Raw genomic sequence first — 17,458 nt, forward strand, 5'->3', positions numbered from 1 at the left:
GTCGGGGTGCTGGTGTGGAACTCCGCCGACGGGTGGACGGTGGTCGGCGGCCACCGGGTTGCACCGCCCGTTCGCTAGGCTTCGGACAGATGCCACGGCGCGGAGCGGGGTGACATGAGCGGGCCAGCGGACCTCGGTTCCGAGCTGTTCTGCGCCACCGGATCGGTCTCCGCCCCGGTCGACGAGCACGCCGAATTCCTGCTCCAGCAGCACGAGGCGGGTGCCCTGCGGCTCTACGACCGCGGCGCGCTGGACCGTGCCGACCCGGACGCGCCGCTGCGCTGGCGGATGACGTGGCAGCGCGCGGACGGCCCGGTCTCGGCGGCGCTGGTGCTGCTGGCGCGGGACGACCTGGTGCGGTGCTGGTTCGCCGCGCGCACCCCCGGCGGGTGGGGGATCGGAGTCCCGTCGCCGCTGCCGCGCGCCGGGCTCGCCCGGTTCCCGCTGGCCGACCCGCGCAGCGGGCTCGCCGTCACCGGTTCCACCTTGCGCGACGACCCGGACGACCTCGCCGGGCTGCTCGCCGCCATCCGGGACCGGCGCGGCGGGACGGCCGTGCTGGTCCGGCACGTCGACCGCGAGGCGGGACGTCCGCTGGTGGTGCCGCGGGCGACCGCGGAGTTCCGCAAGGCCACCGCCGGTGCGGCCCCGGTCGTGTTCGTCGGGGATGCGGTGGCGCACCGCCTCGACGCGGAACTGCCCGAACCGCTGCGGATCCCGCACCGCGGCGCCCGGCTGTTCCTGCCCGGGCCGTGGGCCGCCGAACGCGACGATCCCCTGCTGTCCGAAGTGGACGCGGCTGATCCCGCCGCTTGGGACGAAGCCGCCGCGCTCGCGTTGCGGGTGTCCCGGTGGCGCTCGCCCGCGGCCGACGACGCGGACGAACCGTGGGCGCTGCTGTTCGCCACCGGCTGGCAGGACCAGCGCGTCGCCGACTCGCCCGTCGGGCCGGGGGAGCGGTGGTTCGCCACCGCGGGCGGCGCCGACAAGTCCGACCTGCGCCAGCGCATCCAGGGGGCCGGAGCGCGGCAGGCCGAATCCCGCCGGACCGCCGCGCGGCGCGCCGCCGCCGCGCACGAGCTCGACGCCGAGATCGACCGGCGCACCGCCCGCACCGCGGAGCTGGACCGGTCCCGCCGGGTGCTGGCGGGCGGCGTGCTGCGGTTGCGCGCCGAACGCGACGCGGTGCGGGAACGGCTCGCCCGGACCTCCCTCGGCGCCGCGCGGCGCCGCACCGCGGAAGCGCTGCGGCTCGGTGCGGCCCGCTCGGCGCGGCTCGCCGAGTGCGAGCGCGAACTCGAACGGCTCCGCGCCGAGGAGGACCGGCTGCGCGGCCGCGGCGCACCCGCCGAACTCGGGCCGGCGGGCTCGGCCGACCGGCCCGGAGTCCACTTCGGACCCGAGGTGCGCGCTGAGGTGGACCGCCTCGACGGCGCGCGGGCGCGGCGCTGCGACCAGGTGCTCGACCTGCTCGCCCAGCACGCCGCGGCGCCCGGCGGCTCGCTGCCCGCGCTGCTGCGCGCGGGCGGGATCGGCGCCCCGGCGCTGCGACGCGCCCCGGCGGACGCCGCCACCACCTTCCGGGTCCCCGAAGCGGTCGACCCGACCGGCTGGACCGCGTTCCGCGACCACGTGCTGCTCGACCACGCCGGCGATCCACCGACCGCCCTGCACTACCTGGACGACACCGCCGGACCCACCGGTGCGGTGCACGTCGGGCACGTCGGACCGGAACCGCGATGAGCGGCACCGCACCGGAACCGCTGCGCCGCACCGCGTTCTGCGCGGCAGGCCATGCGGGACCCGAGCTGCTCGACGCCGGGAACGCGCTGGTCCGGCTGCACGAAGCGGGCGAACTGCGGCTCATCGACGAAGGACGCGAATCCGGCGCCGAGCTGCCGCGCCGCTGGCGGGTGAGCTGGGGTCGCGGAACCGGCGAAGTGCGCGCCGCGCTCGTGGCCGCACCCGGCTCCGGCGACGCGCACGCCTTCTGGGTCTACGCCGAAGCCGCCCGGCCCTGGTCCCTCCGCGACCAGGTGAGCCCGGTGCAGAAGCTGGGACTGCTCGCCGCGCGACCGCGGGACCCGCGCGGGGCGTACTCGCTGACCGAGCAGAACCCGCTGGTAGAACTCGACGACGTGGACTTCCTGGTGCACACCTTCGACGAAGGCGTGCGGGACTCGCCGGTGCTGGTCTACAACGACGACTTCGCCCGGCCGCTCCCGCCGGAACTGCTGCGCTTCCGCAACGCCACCCGCGGCCTGTGCGGGCTGCTGCCCGCCGACGACTCGGTGCGGGACCGGGTGAACGCGCTGCTCCCGCCCGCACGCCGGATCCCCGCCCGCGCCGCCCGGCTGTACCTGCCGCCGTGGTGGGTCGATCACGAACCGGACCCGGTGCTGCCGCGGGGCCGGTTCCACCGCGCCGGGGAGTGGCGGAAGCTGGTGGACGCGGTGCTGCGGGCGAGCAGCTGGCGGGCCGGTGGCGCGATCCGGACGACCGGGGACGCCTGGCAGGCGCTGCTGTTCGACCCGATGCACGACCGCCGGGTCACCGCCGACACCCGCGGCGGCGCACTGCGCTGGCTGCCCGCGGCCGACGACGGTGGTGCGCGGGTGCTGCGGGACCGGCTCAGCGCCGCGGCCGGGCAGGAGGACACCGCCCGGGACCAGGCCGATTCCGCGGCTCGGGCGCTCGACGAGCGGAGCGCCGCGGCCGAACGCGCGCGGCGGCGGGAACGGCGGTCCGCCGACTCCCGGCGGCGGCTGGCCGAGCTCGTCGGACGGCTGCGGAGCGAGCGGGACGAGGCCGAAGCGCTGCTGCGCCGCGGATCCGTCCCCGCCGCGTGGCGCGTGGCGCGCGACGCCGAACTGGAATCCGCGCTGTACGCGGAAGAACTCGACGCGGCCGAAGACCGGCTGCTGCTGGCGCGCCGACGCGTCGCGGCGCTGCGGCGCACCACCGGAGCGGGGGAGGGCGCCGGGCCGTCCGACGCCGGGCCGTCCGACGCCGGGCAGCCCGAGGTCGATCCGTCCGACGCCGGTACGTCCGACGCTGGGACGGCGCACGGGGAACTCGGCGGTCCCGGTCGTGCCGTAGCGGCGGCGGACGCCGGGCCGGCCGTGAACCGCTTCGCCGACCTGCTCGACGCGGCCCACCGCGCACTGCCCGCGCTGCGCTTCGGCCCGCAGGTCGATCCGTCCGAACTGGACGGTCACCACCGCAGCGCGCAGTGGCTCCGCCGCACCTGGAACGTGCTGGTGCTGCTGGACTCGTACGCGCGCGAACGCGCCACCGCCATCGATCACGCCCGCCCGGACCTGCGCGGGTTCGCCCACTTCGTCCGCGCGCACGGCGGTGCGCGCGGGATCTCCCCGACGCTGATCGCCTCCGGGGAGACCGAGCTGGTGGTCAACACGCCGCGCTACCGCAACGCCCGCACCTTCCCGGTGCCGGTGGAGGTCGATCCGTCCGGGCGCGCCTTCTTCGCCGCCCACGTCAAGATCGAGCGCAGCGGTGGCGTCGCGCCCCGCCTGCACTACTACGACGACACCCGCGGACGGACCGCGTCTGTCCACATCGGACATCTCGGCCCGCACCTGCCCAGTCCCGAGACGAACTGAGCGGCGGCTCGGCCGACCCGGCCGGCGAGTCCGCCGACCGCCCCGAACGCGGAGCGCGCAGCAGGAGCCACCGCGCGTCCCGCCGAGACCGGACTACGCGCCCGGCACGTGCTCCGGCTCGACGAGCACCACCACGCGCTCGTCCCCCGGCTGCCCCCACTGGTACTCGTCCTCACCGGTGTACTTCTTCGCCATCTTGTTGATGAACGCGTTGTCCGGATCCGGCTCGAACCCGGTGACGCGGCCGCGGATCTCGACGTAGCGGTACGGGTTCTCCGGGTCGTGCGCGGACACCGCGATGCGCGGATCCCGCTGCAGGTTCCGGTACTTCTGCCTGCCGGTGGTCTGGCTGAACCTCACGTGCGTGCCATCCCACTCGACCCACACCGGGCTGGACTGCGGCTCGCCCCGCGGACCGAGGGTCGCGATGTGCGCGAACGCGCGCTTGCTGAGGATCTCGGCCAGTTCCTGCGGGATCGCGGCCATGAGCGCTGCCTCCTGGTGCTCGACGATGAACACCGGTCACGACGCGGCCGGAGGCGCGCCTATTCCGGATTCCCGGGCGGTACACCCGATCGGGAGCAACGGGACGCCCGGCTCCGGGCGGCTCAGCGCTCCACCTCCCGCCAGCCCTCCGCGCGCAGCCCCTGCGGTTCCAGCTCCCCGTCCAGCAAGGTCCGCTCCCGGTCCGCCGCGGAGATGCCGTCCAGCTGCACCCCGCGCCCGGTGTACTGCGCGTCCGGCGCGTAGCGCCAGCGCACCAGGATCCGCTGCCCCGGAGCCGCGTCCACCGCGCCCCGCACCTGCCACCACGCGCGGTGCCCGGAACCCGCCAGCACCCGCTGCGGTCCCTCCGGTGCGCCGTCGCCGCTCGCCTCCACCGGCACCGGGCGCCACGAGGCACCGCCGTCCGCGCTGGACTCCACCACGAGCGCATCGGTCCCGTCGCCGTCCCGCTGGGTGTCGACGAACGCGTCGAAGGACACCTGCACGGGCCCGGCCACCGGCCCCAGCTCCCGGGTGGTCAAGGTCGCGGGTTCCGCGGCGGGCGCCGACCACTCGCGCGAACCGTGCTCCGGGCGCACCGCCAGCGACTCCGCCACGCCCTGCGCGAGCACCTGCCGGGCCTCGTTGTTGGACCCCCACTCCCGGGACGGGTGCACCCGGTTCGTCAGCAGCACCACCACCGAGCGCGACAGCGGGTCCAGCACCAGCGAAGTGCCCGTGTAACCGGTGTGCCCCGCCGACCGCGGGCCGCTCAGCCCCGCCATGTACCAGCGCTGGTCCAGTTCGAAGCCCAGCCCGTGCGAGTTCCCCGGGAAGCCGCCGTTGAAGTCGGTGAGCATCTGCTCCACCGAGTCCTCGTCCAGCAGCTCCGCGCCGCCGTAGCTGCCGCCGTTGAGCAGCGCTTGGCCGAGCACCGCCAGGTCGTGCGCGGTGGAGAAGATCCCGGCCTCCCCGGCGACCCCGCCCAGCGACCAGGCGTTCTCGTCGTGCACCTCGCCGCGCACCATGCCGCGCGGCGGATCGGCCTGGAACTCGGTGGCCGCGATCCGGTGCCGTTCCTGCGGCGGCGGGTTGTAGCCGGTGTCGGTCATGCCGAGCGGCTCGGTGATGCGCTGCCGCACCACCTCGTCGAGCGGTTCGCCCGCGACGCGGGACACCAGCACGCCCAACGTGATCATGTTCGGGTCGGAGTACTCGTAGCCCGAACCGGGCGGGTGCTGCGGGGTGAGGGCCATGACGTGCGGGATCCGCTCCTGCGGCGGCAGCTTCCACAGCTTCACCTCGGCCTGCAGCCCCGAGGTGTGCGTGAGCAGCTGGCGCACGGTGATCGACTCCTTGCCGTGCGCACCGAACTCCGGCAGGTACCGGGCGACCGGCGCGTCCAGCTCCACCGCGCCGTCCTCGACCTGCTGCAACGCGGCGATCGAGGTGAACAGCTTCGTGATCGACGCGACGTCGAAGATCGTGTCCGGCCGCACCGGTTCCTGCTCCTGCGGCGGCAGCTCGGTGCCCGTCCCGTCCGCGTAGCGCACCTCGCGGCCGAACGCGTCCTGCCGGACCACCACGCCGTCGTGCGCCAGCAGCGCCACCGCGCCCGCGTACATCGGGTGCTGCCTGCCCGGCACCACCTCGGTCCAGGCCGCGATCCGCCGCAGCGCCGCGTCGATCGGCGCCGGATCCAGCCCCACCTGCTGCGGGGTGCCCGGTCGCAGCACCGTGTCCGCGGGCGCGAAGCCCTGCTGCGGCCGGTCGAAGCGGCCGCCCGCGCCGTCCGGGGACGACGCGCACGCGGGCCCCGCGGTGGCCGCGGTGACCGACGCCAGGACCAGCGCCACCAGCGCTCTGCGCATCACGACCTCACCCTCGCTCGAACGACCCGGCCTCACCGGTACAGCAGGAACCGCTCCCGCGAGCGCCGGAACCCGGTGAGGTCCGTCCGCCAGGAACCGACGATCTCGTCCACCTCCGCGCCCGCGTCGATCATGCCGCGGACCCGGTCCGTACCGGCCAACTTGTCGAACATGCCGTCCGGCCGCCAGCCGAACACCTCCGGGTACAGCCGCTTCGCCGAGACCAGCATCGCGATCGCCAGCCGCACCGGGTCCACGTCGCCGTCCCGGTAGAGCTGCACGCCGCCGCACGTCTGCTCGGCGTGCTTGGAGAACGTGGGCACGAAGTAGGTCTCCCGGAAGCGCACCCCGGCGAGCCCGGCCGCGTTCAGCTCCTCCGCCCACCGCCAATCGATGCCCGGTGCGCCGATGATCTCGAACGGGCGGGTGGTGCCGCGGCCCTCGGACAGCACCGTGCCCTCGAACAACCCCGTTCCCGGGTAGACCATCGCGGTGTCCGGCGTCGGCATGTTCGGGCTCGGCGGCACCCACGGCACCGCAGGCTCCGCGCCGCGCCCTTGCCAGCCCTCCACCCGGACCACCGACAGCCGGTCGCCCAGCGGGGTGTCGGAGTGCTCGGCGTCGAACAGCCGCGCCAGCTCGCCGATCGTCATGCCGTGCTGCAGGGCGATCGGCAGCAGGCCCACCCCGGAGGTGAACCGCGGATCCAGCACCGGTCCCTCGACCCGGCGGCCCCCGATCGGGTTCGGCCGGTCCAGCACCACGAACTCCGCGTCGACCTGCGCGGCCGCCTGCATCGCCTGGTACATCGTCCAGATGTAGGTGTAGAAGCGGGCGCCCACGTCGGCGATGTCGAACACCACCCGCTCCACCCCGGCCTCGCGGAACATCGCGGCCAGCTTCGGCACGTCCGCGCCGTACGCGTCGTACACCGGCAGTCCGGTGCGCGGATCGCGGACGTCGCCCTCCGAACCGCCGGCCTGGGAGGTGCCGCGGAAACCGTGCTCCGGGCCGAAGACCGCGGCGACGTCCACCGCTCCGCCGGCGTGCATCGCGTCCACCACGTGCTCCAGCGAGGCCAGCACCCCGGTCGGGTTGGTGATCACGCCGAGCCTGCGGCCCGCGAGCCGCTGCCAGCCCTCGGCGGCGAGCACGTCCGCTCCGGTGCGCGGCGACCCGGGCGCCGGGCCGTCCTGCTCCGCGGCGCAGGCGCTGGTCGCGCCCAGCAGCGGTGCGGACACCGCGGTCGAGACCAGGAAACCTCGTCTGCTCAACGGCATCGGGTCACCAGCTCAATCCGTGGCCGAACGGGAACCGCTCCCCGGTGCCGTCCGCGGTGGGCACCGGAACGGGCAGCTTCCCGGCGGGGGAGACCTCGCCGAGCAGCACCCGCGCCAACGACTCCATCGCCACCGGCTTGTCCGAGTACGTCGCCAGCCAGGTCGGCACCTCCTCGACGTGCGCCGCGTCGTACGGGTCCCGCACCGCCGCCGCGACCACCCGCGTGCCGGAGCGCTGCAACGCCCGCACCAGGTCGCGCTGCGCCGCGTTCGTCCCGTTCCACGCCGCGTTGGTCAGCACCACCACCGTGTCGTGCGCGCGCGCCGCGTCCACCGCCCGCCGGACCTGTTCGCCGGTCGGCGTCATCCCGGTCGGCAGCGAGTCGGCTTCCCGGCCGCGGGCGCGGAACCGCTCCGCCAGCTCGGCGGTCGCCTCGTCCCCGGCGCCGGTGACCAGCACCCGGCCCGGGTCCCGCAGCGGCAGCTCGTGCGCGTCGTCGCGCAGCACCGTGGTGGTGCGGTCGGTGAGCCGCTGGGCCTGCTCGCGGTGCTCGGCATTGCCGACGACCCGGTCCACCGCCGCCGGGTCGACGAACGGCGAGTCGAGCACGCCGCGCTCGCGCTTCATCTCCAGGATCCGCTCGACGCTGGCGTCGATGCGCTCCTCGGTGAGCGCGCCGGAGCGCACCGCGCCCAGCACCCCGTCGATCGCGACCTGCAGGTTCTGCGGCATCAGCAGCTGGTCGGCGCCCGCCTGCAGCGCCAGCACCGGGATCTCCGCGTCCGAGTGCTTCGCCCGCACCCCGTCCATCTGCAGCGAGTCGGTGACGATCACGCCGCGGTAGCCCAGCTCGTCGCGCAGCATCCCGGTGAGCACCGTGGGCGACAACGTGGACGGCTCGCCCGAGTCGTCCAGCTTCGGCACCACGATGTGCGCGCTCATCACCGCGTCGGTCCCCGCCGCGATGGCTTCCCGGAACGGGGGCGCGTCCAGCTGCTCCCACTGCTCGCGGGTGTGCTCGATGACGGGCAGGTCGGTGTGGCTGTCCTGGTTGGTGTCGCCGTGCCCCGGGAAGTGCTTGGTCGCCGCGGCCACGTTCGCGCCGTCCTGGTAGCCGTGCACCGCCGCCGCGGACAGCCGCGCGGCCAGCGCCGGGTCGGAGGAGAACGAGCGGACCCCGATCACCGGGTTCGCCGGGTTCACGTTGACGTCCCCGCTGGGCGCGAAGTTCTGGTTCAGGCCCATCGCGCGCAGCTCCTCGCCGGTGATCCGCGCGGACGTCTCGGCGTCCTCCGGGCTGCGGCCCGCGCCCAGCGCCATGTTGCCGGGCAGCTGCGTCACCGGTTCGCCGATCCGGGTGACCTGGCCCTGCTCCTGGTCGGTGGAGATCAGCAGGGGCACCCCCGCCCCGGAGGAGACCGCGGCCTGCTGCACCCCGTTCGAGAGCTCCGCGATCTGGCGCGGCTCGTGGAGGCTGTCGGTCCAGGTGAAGTGGATCAGGCCGCCGAGGTGGTAGCGCTGCACGACCTGCGCCGGGGTGTCCACGCCGAACTCGACCCGGTTCTGCGGGTGCGGGGCGTCGGCGGCACGCCCGTAGGCGTAGGTCACGAAGAGCTGGCCGACCTTCTCCTCCAGCGTCATGTCCCGCACCTTCGCCTGGACGGACGGGTCGACCGCGCTGTGCACGGGGGGCGGCGCGGGTTCCTGCGCGCCCGCGGCGGACAGGCCACCGCCCACGGCGAGCACCGCCACGACGCTGCCGATGGCGGCGGGGAGCCGGTGGGAGCGTTTCAAGCCCACGGGGACCTCCTGGGGCTGTGCCCACGGTCCCGCGGCGGGGCGCCGGATCGGGGTCGGCGGGCGGGGCGGAAAGTCGTCCACCACCACGGGGGTGGAATTCGGAAGCTACTCACGTGCTCGTGCCCGGTCAACGCCATCCGGTGGGTGATCGGCGCGAACGGCCCTGATCAGCGCATCCGGGGTGATCCGACACGCCGGGTGCGTTCCGGTCGGGCCCGCCCCGCGCGCGAAACGGCGGCGCCCGCCTCGGCGAGCGCCGCCTTTCGCGTGTTCGGACGGGTTACCAAGCGTGCACGAATGTCGTAACTTCCGGGCTAGGCGTCCGGCGTCCCGGTACGCAACCCCGTTCGACGACCGGCCTCACGTGGCGGCAGCGCGTGGGTGCTCCGTCCTCACGCACGGAGCCCGGGCGGGGTGGACGGTGCTTCTCCTCCGCGCCGTCCCTGGCCGAACCGGAGTCCGCACCTCCTTTGTAGACCCCGCTCCGGACCGCTGCAATCCCCAGCGCGCTGATCGTTTCCGGGCGGCTTCCCGCTGGTGGCGCGGGTCAGCGGCCGCGGCGCAGCCTGCGCAGTCCCCACCAGGCGGCACCGGCGGCGGCCACCGCTCCCACGCCGACCCCGGCGGCGGTCACCGCGGCCCGGGACGGGGTGGGGAAGCGGGCGCGCAGCGAGACGGGCTGCTCGAACGCCAGCGACGGCCAGCCGCGCTGGGCGGCGTGCTTGCGCAGCCCGCGGTCCGGATTCACCGCGGTCGGGTGGCCGACGACCTCCAGCAGCGGCAGGTCGGTCACCGAGTCCGAGTACGCGTGGCAGGCGGCCAGGTCGTAGCCGTGCAGCTCGGCGAGCTCGCGGGCCGCGGCGGCCTTGTTCTCCGCCGAGCAGTAGAACTCCACGTCACCCGTGTACCTGCCGCCGGAGACCACCATCCGGGTGCCCGCGGAATGCGTCGCACCGAGCAGCGCGGCGATCGGAGCCACGACTTCTTGCCCGGAAGCGGAGAGCACCACGATGTCGTGGCCCTGCTCCTTGTGCTCCGCGATGAGCTGGGTGGCCTCCTTGTAGACCAGCGGGTCGACGATGTCGTGCAGGGTTTCCTCGACGATCGCGTTGACCTGCTCGACATCCCATCCGGCGCAGAGCGAGGTGATGTGCGCGCGCATCCGGTCCATCTGGTCCGCGTCGGCACCGGCCAGCATGAACACGAATTGCGCGTAGGCGCTTTTGAGCACCGCCCTGCGGTTGATGAGGCCTTCTTGGAAGAACGGTCTGCTGAATGCCAGCGTGCTCGATTTGGCGATGACCGTTTTGTCCAAGTCGAAGAATGCCGCCGCCCGAGGCTCGGTGGCGGCCGGTGGGTTCGCGGGCGCTGTCACGAGGCACAGCATACGAAACATCGGCGATGTCCGGACGGCTGCACGTTCCGCCGATCGCACCAGTCACCCACGGTGTCGGAGCGCCGCCCGCGGGGGTGGGGCCAGGCGTGCGCCCGCGCGGGATGGCCTGCACGCTGAGTTTCCGGGGGTGCGTGCGGCGGCCGACGTTCCTCCTAATGGACGGGGCGCGTGTGAGGGGCGCGGGGCGCTACAGTTGAGGGGTCCGGGAGCCCCGGACGGGTTCAGCTCGACCCCCCGGAGCTGAACTCTCGACGACCCCCGTCCCTCCCCCCTGACGGGGGTCGTCCCATTTCCACCGGGCGGGTCGCCCTCGTTCGGCTTTCGCCGCTCCCGCGCTGCCGGGCCGCCCTTTCCATTGTTCCCGCGACCGGGCGCGGGCCCTTTCCGCGCTGCCGGCAGATGATCTCCGGCGCATCCGGTCGAGTTCTCCGCCCCATCGGAATGGCATTGTCGAAGTGGCGCGCATGTGCGGTTTTCGCTGACCAGAGGTTCGGTTTCGGCAATCTCCGACCATCCGGCTCGCTGAACCGGGGGACAGGTTGTCCACAGGTACCCGATTCGTCCACAGATTCGCGATTCGGGGATCGACGCGGGGTTCCGCCTCGGTCACCGTTGATGACGAGCGGGAGAACGGCCGGAACCACCTTCGGACACCCGCGATCAGCCCGGATCCGAACGGGGACCTCGCATGTCCACGACCACCACGCCGCTGCTCATCACCGCCGACGAGGCGCTCGCCGAGGACGTCGCCCGCCTCGCCGCCGTCGCGGGTTGCGAACTGCGGCGGCACGACGGCGGGACCGCCCCCGGCGACCGCTGGCGGGATGCGGCGCTCGTCCTGCTCGACGGCCCGGCCGCCGCCGAGGCGCTGGTCGCGGAACTCCCGCGCCGGCCAGGCGTCGTGGTGCTGACGAGGGGCGGGGTGGGACCGCTGTGGCGACCGGCGTTCGAGGTCGGGGCGGAAGCGCTGCTCGGGCTGCCCGCCGAGGAGTTCCGGCTCGTCGAGCTGCTCACCGATGTCGCCGACGGCGCTCGCGCGTCACCCGGGGGCGGCCGGGTGCTCGCCGTGCTCGGCGGCGCGGGCGGTGCCGGGGCGTCCACCCTGGCGGCGGCCACCGCGGTGACCGCCGCCCGTCGCGGGGACGGCGCGCTGCTGCTGGACTGCGATCCGGCCGGTGGCGGGCTCGACCTGACCGCCGGCGTGGAGGACTCCTCCGGGCTGCGCTGGTCCGGGTTGTCGGTCGGTGACGGCCGGATCCCGTCGGGTGCGCTGCGCGCGGCGCTGCCGGGCCGCCGCCTCGGGCGGGGCAGGCTCACCGTGCTGTCCTGCGACCGGAGCGGCCCGGCGAGCGGCCCCACCGCGACCTCGGTGCGCGCGGTGCTCGACGCGGGACGGCGCGCCGGGGACGTGGTGGTCTGCGACCTGCCGCGGACGCCGTCCGAACCGGCGGCGGCGGTGCTGCGGCGCGCCGACCTGGTCGTCCTGGTGGTTCCGGCCGAAGTGCGCGGCTGCGCCTCCGCGGCGAGCACCGCCGAGCTGGTGCGCGAGCACGCGGCCGGGCCGGTGCTGGCGGTCGTGCGCGGCCCGGCCCCGGGCGGGTTGCGCGTCGACGACGTCGAACGCGCGGTGGGCGTCGAGGTGCTCGCGGTGCTGCGGACCCAGCCCGCGCTCGCCGCCGCCGTGGACCGCGGCGGGCTGTGCGCCACCCGGGCGGGCAGTCGCGGGCCGATCGCCCGGGCCACCGGCGAAGTCCTCCGCGTCCTGGACGAACTCGTGGCCGGACGGGCGGTGGCGTCGTGCACACCGAGCTGATCGAACGGGTGCGCCGCAGGCTCGCGGGCAGCGGCGCACCGCTCAACCCGTCCGCGGTGGCCACGGCCGTCCGCGAGGAGTCCGGCGGGCTCGTCGCCGACACCGACCTGCTCGCCGCGCTGCGCGCGCTGCAGCAGGAATTCCTCGGGGCCGGCGTGCTCGAACCGCTGCTGCGGGACCCGCGGGTCACCGACGTGCTGGTCACCGCACCCGACCAGGTGTGGGTGGACCGGGGAGACGGCCTGCGCCGCTGCTCGGTCACCTTCCCCGACGACGACGGGGTGCGGCGGCTGGCCCAGCGGCTCGCGGTCGCCACCGGCCGCCGGCTGGACGAAGCGCAACCGTGGGTCGACGCGTGGCTGCCCGGTGCGGAGTCGGGGGAGGCGGTGCGGCTGCACGCGGTGCTGCCACCGATCGCCGCGGACGGCACCTGCCTGTCCCTGCGGGTGTTGCGGCCCGCTTCGCACGACGTGGGCGCGCTGCGCCGCCTCGGGACCTTCGACGAGGAACGCGCCACCGCGCTGCGGGAGATCGTCCGGCACCGGCTCGCGTTCCTGGTCACCGGCGGCACCGGCGCGGGCAAGACGACCCTGCTCGCCGCGCTGCTCGGCGAGGTGGGCCGGACCGAACGGATCATCTGCGTGGAGGAGGCCGGGGAGCTGCGACCCGAGCACCCGCACGTCGTCCGGCTGCTGACCCGGCCGGCGAACGTGGAGGGCGCAGGCGAGGTCCGCATCCGCGACCTGGTGCGCCAGGCGCTGCGGATGCGCCCCGACCGGCTGATCGTCGGCGAGGTGCGCGGCGCGGAGGTCTGCGAACTCCTGGCCGCGCTGAACACCGGGCACGACGGGGGCGGCGGGACCGTGCACGCGAACTCGCCCGCTGAGGTCCCGGCCAGGCTGGAAGCGCTCGCCGCGCTCGGTGGGCTGTCCCGGCAGGCGCTGCACAGCCAGCTCGCGGCGGCCGTGCAGGTCGTGCTGCACGTCCGGCGCGCCACCGGCGGGGGCAGGTACCTCGCCGAGATCGGGGTGCTGCGTCGCGAGGGAGACCTGGTGCGCGTGGTGCCCGCCTGGGAACGCGGCACCGGCTGGGGCGAGGGCAGGCCGGACCTGCTCGCGCTGCTGCGAGCGCGCGGGGGTGATCTGCCGTGCTGAGCGCACTGCTGTCCGCGATGGCCTTGCTGACCTGGCCGGACGTCCGCGCCCGGACCCGCATCGCCACCGTGCGGCCGGGGCCGGAACCGGTGCGGCGTCGCGCCCGGTCCTTCGGCGCGGCCCCGTGGGCGGTGCTGGGCGGAGTCCTGTTCGGCACCGCGCTCGCCGGGATCGGTGGCCTGCTCGCCGCCGCCGCACTCGCCGCGCTGGGGATCTGGTGGTGGCGGGGACGCGGTGCGGACCGGCGGCGGACCGCCCGGGCGGCCGCACTCGCGTCCGCGCTCCGGATGCTCGTCGCGGAGCTGCGCGCTGGAGCACACCCGGCCGCGGCGGCCGAGGGCGCTGCGGCGGAGTCCGACCCGGCCGTGGCGGGACTCTTCCGGGACCTCGCCGCCACCGCGCGGCTCGGCGGGGACCCGGCCGCGGTGCTGCTGGCCGCCGCCGACCCCGCCGGTACCGGTGCGGCGCGAGCGGACCCGCTGGCGCGCGCCGGTCGGGCGTGGGCGCTGGCCGATCGGCACGGGGTCGCGCTCGCCGAACCGCTGGATTCCGTGCGCCGCGACCTGGAACACCGGGTGGCCTTCGCCAGGAACGTGGACGCGAAGCTCGCCGGTCCGCGGTCCACTGCGGTGGTGCTCGCCGCGCTGCCGCTGCTCGGACTCCTGCTGGGCCAGCTCTCCGGCGCGGCACCGCTGGCGGTGCTCGCGCACGGGGTGCTCGGCCAGGCGCTGCTGGTCGGGGGAGTGGCGCTGTTGTGCGCGGGCGTGGTGTGGACCGTCCGGCTCACCGAATCGGTGGTGCGGACGTGAGCGCCGCCGAGCTGGCAGGGGCCGCCGAACTGGCCGGGGCCACCGCGCTGACCGGAGCCGTCGGGAGCGGCGCGCCGTGGGCCGCTGCGCTCGCCGGGCTGGGCCTGCTGCTGGTGCCGTCCGGTCCCGCCCGGGCGCGGCTGCCGCCCGCACCCGTCCGACCCGGGTGGTCCCCGGCGGTGGCCGAGTGGTGCCGCGGTCGGCGGTCGGCGCTCGCGGCGGTGGTGGGCGGGCTGTGCGGCGCGCTGCTCGGCGGACCGGTGGGTGCGCTGCTGCTGGCGGCGGTCGGTTTCTGGTGGTTCCGGCGCCAGGCGGCGGAAGAACCGGTGGACCCGTTGGCACTGGCCGCGGGATGGGACCTGCTCGCCGCCGGGATGCGCGCCGGACTGCCGCCGGTGGTGCTGGTGCGCGCGGTCGCCGCCGAGTTGCCCGGTGCGGCCGGGGACGCGTTGCGGGAGGTGGCAGGACTGCTGGAACTCGGCGCCGACCCGGTCGCGGCCTGGGACCCGGCGCTGCGCCATCCCGGCACCGCCGAGCTGGCGAGAGCCGCCCGGCGCACGGCCCGGACCGGGAGCGCACTGGCCGAGGTCGCCGCCGAGCTGGCGGCCGAGTCCCGCGCCGAGCTGGCGGATCGCGCGCAGGCGCGGGCCCAGCGCGCGGCGGTGTGGGTCGCCGCCCCGCTGGGGCTGTGCTTCCTGCCCGCGTTCCTGTGCCTGGGCGTGCTCCCGGTGGTGGTCGGCATGGTGCAGCGCCTGCCGCTGCCCTGGTGACCGCGACCGCGCGATCAGTGCGCTGCGGGAGGAATCCGGGCGGGTGCGCCCGGCGAACGGATGTCGATGGCGGAGGCCGGTCGGCCGACCGGCGGTGGAGAGGAGAAGGTGATGACGGTTCGAACCGATTGCGCGGTGCGGACGATCGACGGCGGGCTGCACCTGGTCGCAGGCGCGCGGCGGCGAGTCCGGCGGCGGTGGCGGGCCCTGTTCCGCGGAGACGGCGGGATGAGCACCGCCGAGTACGCCATCGGCACGATCGCCGCCGCGGCGTTCGCCGGGGTGCTCTACGCGGTGGTGACCGGGGCCTCGGTGACCGACGGGCTCACCTCGCTGATCGAGCGCGCCTTGCAGGACGGCGTCGGATGACCGCGCCGTCCGGTGCGGCGGGGAACCGGCGCTCCTCCGCCGAAGCGGACCACGCCGGTGGAGCGGCAGCGGATCGCGGTGCGGTGACCGTCGAGGCCGCGATCGGCATCGGCGCGGTGATGGCGGTGTTCCTGCTCGTGCTGGCCGCGTTCGGGGTGCTGCTCGGGCAGCTCCGCTGCACCGACGCCGCGGTCGAAGCGGCCCGGCTGGCGGCCAGGGGCGATCACGACGGCGCCCGCGCCGCGGTGGCCCGGTCGGCTCCGACGGGATCCGAGCTGGTACTCGCGGCCGAGCGCGGGCTCGTCATCGCGGAGGTCACCGCGCCGTCCGGTCCGGGACTCCTGCCGCAGCAGTGGCGGAGCAGCCGGGCCGCCGCGGCTCCGGAACCCGAGGCGCCGGCCGCCGCGGCCCCGGGACCCCCAGGACAGGAACCCCCGGGGCAGGCTTACGCAGCGCCGCAGCCGGATGCGCCGATCCCGGTGGAGCCAGGATCGGGCGAGCCGGACCGGCCACCAGCCGCCGGCGCCGAGCTCCCGCCCGCGGGCGGGCCACCGGCCACCCGGGGCTTCGCCGAACCCGCCCGAGCGGCACCGGGTCCGGGACCCGCCGCATGAGCGGGAGCGGGGTGGGCGCGCGTCCGAGCGCGCCCACCCACCCCGGCCACCGGCCGACCGATCGGAACGACCGGCTCGGAAGCGACGAACGGGAGGAGATCACCGATCGCGGGGTCGCCACCGTGCTCGCCGCGGTCCTCGTCCTCGGCGTGATCGCGATCGTGGGTTTCGGCATGGTGCTCGGATCGGTCATGCTGGCCCGGCACCGCGCGGACGGCGCCGCGGACTTGGCGGCGCTCGCCGCCGCGGCCCGGGTCCAGCAGGGCGGCGAGCGCGCCTGCGCCGCGGCCCGCGGGGTCGCGGCGGAGATGCGGGCACGGGTCCTCGACTGCGAGCTGGCCGGTCTCGACGCGCGCGTCCTGGTCGAAGTTCGGGCCTCGATGGGCCTGGACGGGCTGTCACCGCAGGTCACCGGGCGTGCCAGGGCTGGTCCTGTCGCCCGTTCGCCGGATGGCGGCCCGCGCTGAGCGGTCCCGCGCTCCGGCTGAACGACCGGTGAGCGCGATCACGTCGCCGCGAACCGACACTCCGGCATATCAGCGCCCCTCTCGGCGACCGGACGCTCGTCGCCGCTGAGCGACCGGTCATCGACATGGGGGGTGTACGAGGCCGGGTGGGATGACGTTGATTGATGGAGCGGAAGCGAGCAGGAGATCCCGACATCGTGGTCGGGCTCAGGTGACCGGTCGCGGGGCAGCGGCCACACCGGTGCGAAGGCATCCGCCACGGTCGAGTGAGGAGAGGTAATGGACTGGTCAGCGGACAGGGGGCCCAGCGCTTCCGGAGCGAACGCTCCCGGAGGAGCCGGTGCTGCCGTGGAGGCCAGTGTCACCGGATGGGCGGGCGCCTTCCGGATCGAGCTCCGGGTGCAGGCCATCGAGCTGGCGTCTCGCGGCTGGTCGGTGCTGCCCGGCACCTTCCCGGTCGGTTCCGAGGCGGGCGCCCGCGCCTGGTCCGGCTCCGACGCCGCGCACCCGGCGGGTGTCGCGCACCCCGTTCCCGTGCACGCGGACTGGCAGGACCGGCTCGGTGCCGGCGTCGACCAGGTCGCCCGGTGGTGGTCCGAGCAGCCGTACAGCCTGCTCGTCGCGACCGGTGACCAGGTCGAGGCGCTGGAGACCGGTGCCGAACTGGGCAGGCGCACCGCGCGGGCGCTGCGCTCGCTGGGCGTGCCGGTTCCGATCGTGGCGACCCCGGACGCCCGCTGGTACTTCCTCGCCGCGGGGGGCTCGGCCACCGCGGCGTGCCCCGAGCTGGTCGCGGCCGGAGCGGTCCGCAGGCACAGCGCCGGCAGCTGGCTGCCGGTTCCCCCGAGCACCTTCCACCACGGAGTCGTGCACTGGCGGGTCAAGCCGGAGGTCTGCGGGTGGCGGTTGCCGTCCCCCGAGATCATCGGTGACGCCCTGCGCATCGGTGCCGACGCCGTCCAAGACGTGGCCGAACTCGTCGTCGCGGGCAACTAGCCCGCCTCG

15 protein-coding genes are annotated in these 17,458 nt (G+C 75.5%); 10 read left to right on the top strand and 5 right to left on the bottom strand.

All coding sequences use genetic code 11. From position 1 onward, the window contains the following. Positions 1 to 114 precede the first annotated feature (114 nt). Together H1226_RS01435 and H1226_RS01440 are read left to right on the top strand one after the other, a co-directional pair. Positions 115 to 1,743 carry a hypothetical protein gene (locus tag H1226_RS01435; RefSeq protein ID WP_258345184.1) on the top strand — a complete coding sequence of 543 codons (1,629 nt, stop codon included), beginning with the start codon at positions 115 to 117 and terminating at the stop codon, positions 1,741 to 1,743. Continuing rightward, complete coding sequence (locus H1226_RS01440; protein WP_258345185.1) at positions 1,740 to 3,623, top strand: hypothetical protein; 1,884 nt, start codon at positions 1,740 to 1,742, stop codon at positions 3,621 to 3,623. Before H1226_RS01435 ends, H1226_RS01440 begins: the two co-directional genes overlap by 4 nt. Before the next feature lie 93 nt (positions 3,624 to 3,716). On the opposite strand, the gene H1226_RS01445 is transcribed toward H1226_RS01440, so the two are convergent. The 5 genes from H1226_RS01445 to H1226_RS01465 all read right to left on the bottom strand — a co-directional run bounded on the left by H1226_RS01445 (position 3,717) and on the right by H1226_RS01465 (position 10,448). Then, on the bottom strand, positions 3,717 to 4,109 hold the full coding sequence (locus H1226_RS01445) for a PPOX class F420-dependent oxidoreductase (RefSeq protein ID WP_258345186.1): 393 nt from the start codon (positions 4,107 to 4,109) through the stop codon (positions 3,717 to 3,719). 122 nt (positions 4,110 to 4,231) lie between these two features. Further along, on the bottom strand, positions 4,232 to 5,980 hold the full coding sequence (locus H1226_RS01450) for a serine hydrolase domain-containing protein (RefSeq protein WP_258345187.1): 1,749 nt from the start codon (positions 5,978 to 5,980) through the stop codon (positions 4,232 to 4,234). A gap of 32 nt (positions 5,981 to 6,012) precedes the next feature. After that, positions 6,013 to 7,260 (bottom strand): exo-beta-N-acetylmuramidase NamZ family protein, encoded by a 1,248-nt coding sequence (locus H1226_RS01455; protein ID WP_258345188.1) that lies wholly within the window; start codon positions 7,258 to 7,260, stop codon positions 6,013 to 6,015. Between the two features lie 4 nt (positions 7,261 to 7,264). After that, positions 7,265 to 9,055 (bottom strand): glycoside hydrolase family 3 protein, encoded by a 1,791-nt coding sequence (locus H1226_RS01460; protein WP_373690055.1) that lies wholly within the window; start codon positions 9,053 to 9,055, stop codon positions 7,265 to 7,267. A gap of 553 nt (positions 9,056 to 9,608) precedes the next feature. Next, complete coding sequence (locus tag H1226_RS01465; protein ID WP_224957299.1) at positions 9,609 to 10,448, bottom strand: HAD family hydrolase; 840 nt, start codon at positions 10,446 to 10,448, stop codon at positions 9,609 to 9,611. A gap of 697 nt (positions 10,449 to 11,145) precedes the next feature. On the opposite strand from H1226_RS01465, the gene ssd reads away from it, so the two are divergent. The 8 genes from ssd to H1226_RS01505 all read left to right on the top strand — a co-directional run bounded on the left by ssd (position 11,146) and on the right by H1226_RS01505 (position 17,449). Beyond that, positions 11,146 to 12,270: a septum site-determining protein Ssd gene (gene ssd / locus H1226_RS01470; RefSeq protein ID WP_258345192.1), complete on the top strand. Its 1,125-nt coding sequence runs from the start codon at positions 11,146 to 11,148 to the stop codon at positions 12,268 to 12,270. Beyond that, positions 12,255 to 13,424, top strand: coding sequence for a TadA family conjugal transfer-associated ATPase (locus H1226_RS01475; protein WP_225044295.1), 1,170 nt, complete (start codon positions 12,255 to 12,257; stop codon positions 13,422 to 13,424). Before ssd ends, H1226_RS01475 begins: the two co-directional genes overlap by 16 nt. Beyond that, on the top strand, positions 13,418 to 14,233 hold the full coding sequence (locus H1226_RS01480; protein ID WP_258345202.1) for a type II secretion system F family protein: 816 nt from the start codon (positions 13,418 to 13,420) through the stop codon (positions 14,231 to 14,233). Before H1226_RS01475 ends, H1226_RS01480 begins: the two co-directional genes overlap by 7 nt. Continuing rightward, on the top strand, positions 14,230 to 15,003 hold the full coding sequence (locus H1226_RS01485; RefSeq protein WP_258345203.1) for a type II secretion system F family protein: 774 nt from the start codon (positions 14,230 to 14,232) through the stop codon (positions 15,001 to 15,003). The genes H1226_RS01480 and H1226_RS01485 overlap by 4 nt, the downstream gene beginning before the upstream one ends. Before the next feature lie 111 nt (positions 15,004 to 15,114). After that, complete coding sequence (locus tag H1226_RS01490; protein WP_258345206.1) at positions 15,115 to 15,372, top strand: DUF4244 domain-containing protein; 258 nt, start codon at positions 15,115 to 15,117, stop codon at positions 15,370 to 15,372. Then, positions 15,369 to 15,986, top strand: coding sequence for a TadE family type IV pilus minor pilin (locus H1226_RS01495; protein WP_258345208.1), 618 nt, complete (start codon positions 15,369 to 15,371; stop codon positions 15,984 to 15,986). The genes H1226_RS01490 and H1226_RS01495 overlap by 4 nt, the downstream gene beginning before the upstream one ends. Further along, positions 15,983 to 16,453 (top strand): Rv3654c family TadE-like protein, encoded by a 471-nt coding sequence (locus H1226_RS01500; RefSeq protein WP_258345210.1) that lies wholly within the window; start codon positions 15,983 to 15,985, stop codon positions 16,451 to 16,453. Before H1226_RS01495 ends, H1226_RS01500 begins: the two co-directional genes overlap by 4 nt. Before the next feature lie 348 nt (positions 16,454 to 16,801). Next, the gene (locus H1226_RS01505; protein WP_224966666.1) at positions 16,802 to 17,449 is read left to right on the top strand and encodes a bifunctional DNA primase/polymerase; all 648 of its coding nucleotides are present in this window, start codon (positions 16,802 to 16,804) and stop codon (positions 17,447 to 17,449) included. The last annotated feature ends 9 nt before the right edge of the window (positions 17,450 to 17,458 follow it).

The organism is Saccharopolyspora gregorii, assembly GCF_024734405.1.
GTDB classification, from domain to species: domain Bacteria; phylum Actinomycetota; class Actinomycetes; order Mycobacteriales; family Pseudonocardiaceae; genus Saccharopolyspora_C; species Saccharopolyspora_C gregorii.

Excerpts from the sequence above, each read along its gene's own strand:
- H1226_RS01490 (WP_258345206.1), top strand. The coding sequence starts at position 15,115 with ATGACGGTTCGAACCGATTGCGCGGTGCGGACGATCGACGGCGGGCTG.
- H1226_RS01450 (WP_258345187.1), bottom strand. The coding sequence starts at position 5,980 with ATGCGCAGAGCGCTGGTGGCGCTGGTCCTGGCGTCGGTCACCGCGGCC.
- H1226_RS01455 (WP_258345188.1), bottom strand. The coding sequence starts at position 7,260 with ATGCCGTTGAGCAGACGAGGTTTCCTGGTCTCGACCGCGGTGTCCGCA.
- H1226_RS01445 (WP_258345186.1), bottom strand. The coding sequence starts at position 4,109 with ATGGCCGCGATCCCGCAGGAACTGGCCGAGATCCTCAGCAAGCGCGCG.
- H1226_RS01495 (WP_258345208.1), top strand. The coding sequence starts at position 15,369 with ATGACCGCGCCGTCCGGTGCGGCGGGGAACCGGCGCTCCTCCGCCGAA.
- H1226_RS01440 (WP_258345185.1), top strand. The coding sequence starts at position 1,740 with ATGAGCGGCACCGCACCGGAACCGCTGCGCCGCACCGCGTTCTGCGCG.
- H1226_RS01500 (WP_258345210.1), top strand. The coding sequence starts at position 15,983 with ATGAGCGGGAGCGGGGTGGGCGCGCGTCCGAGCGCGCCCACCCACCCC.
- ssd (WP_258345192.1), top strand. The coding sequence starts at position 11,146 with ATGTCCACGACCACCACGCCGCTGCTCATCACCGCCGACGAGGCGCTC.
- H1226_RS01465 (WP_224957299.1), bottom strand. The coding sequence starts at position 10,448 with ATGCTGTGCCTCGTGACAGCGCCCGCGAACCCACCGGCCGCCACCGAG.
- H1226_RS01435 (WP_258345184.1), top strand. The coding sequence starts at position 115 with ATGAGCGGGCCAGCGGACCTCGGTTCCGAGCTGTTCTGCGCCACCGGA.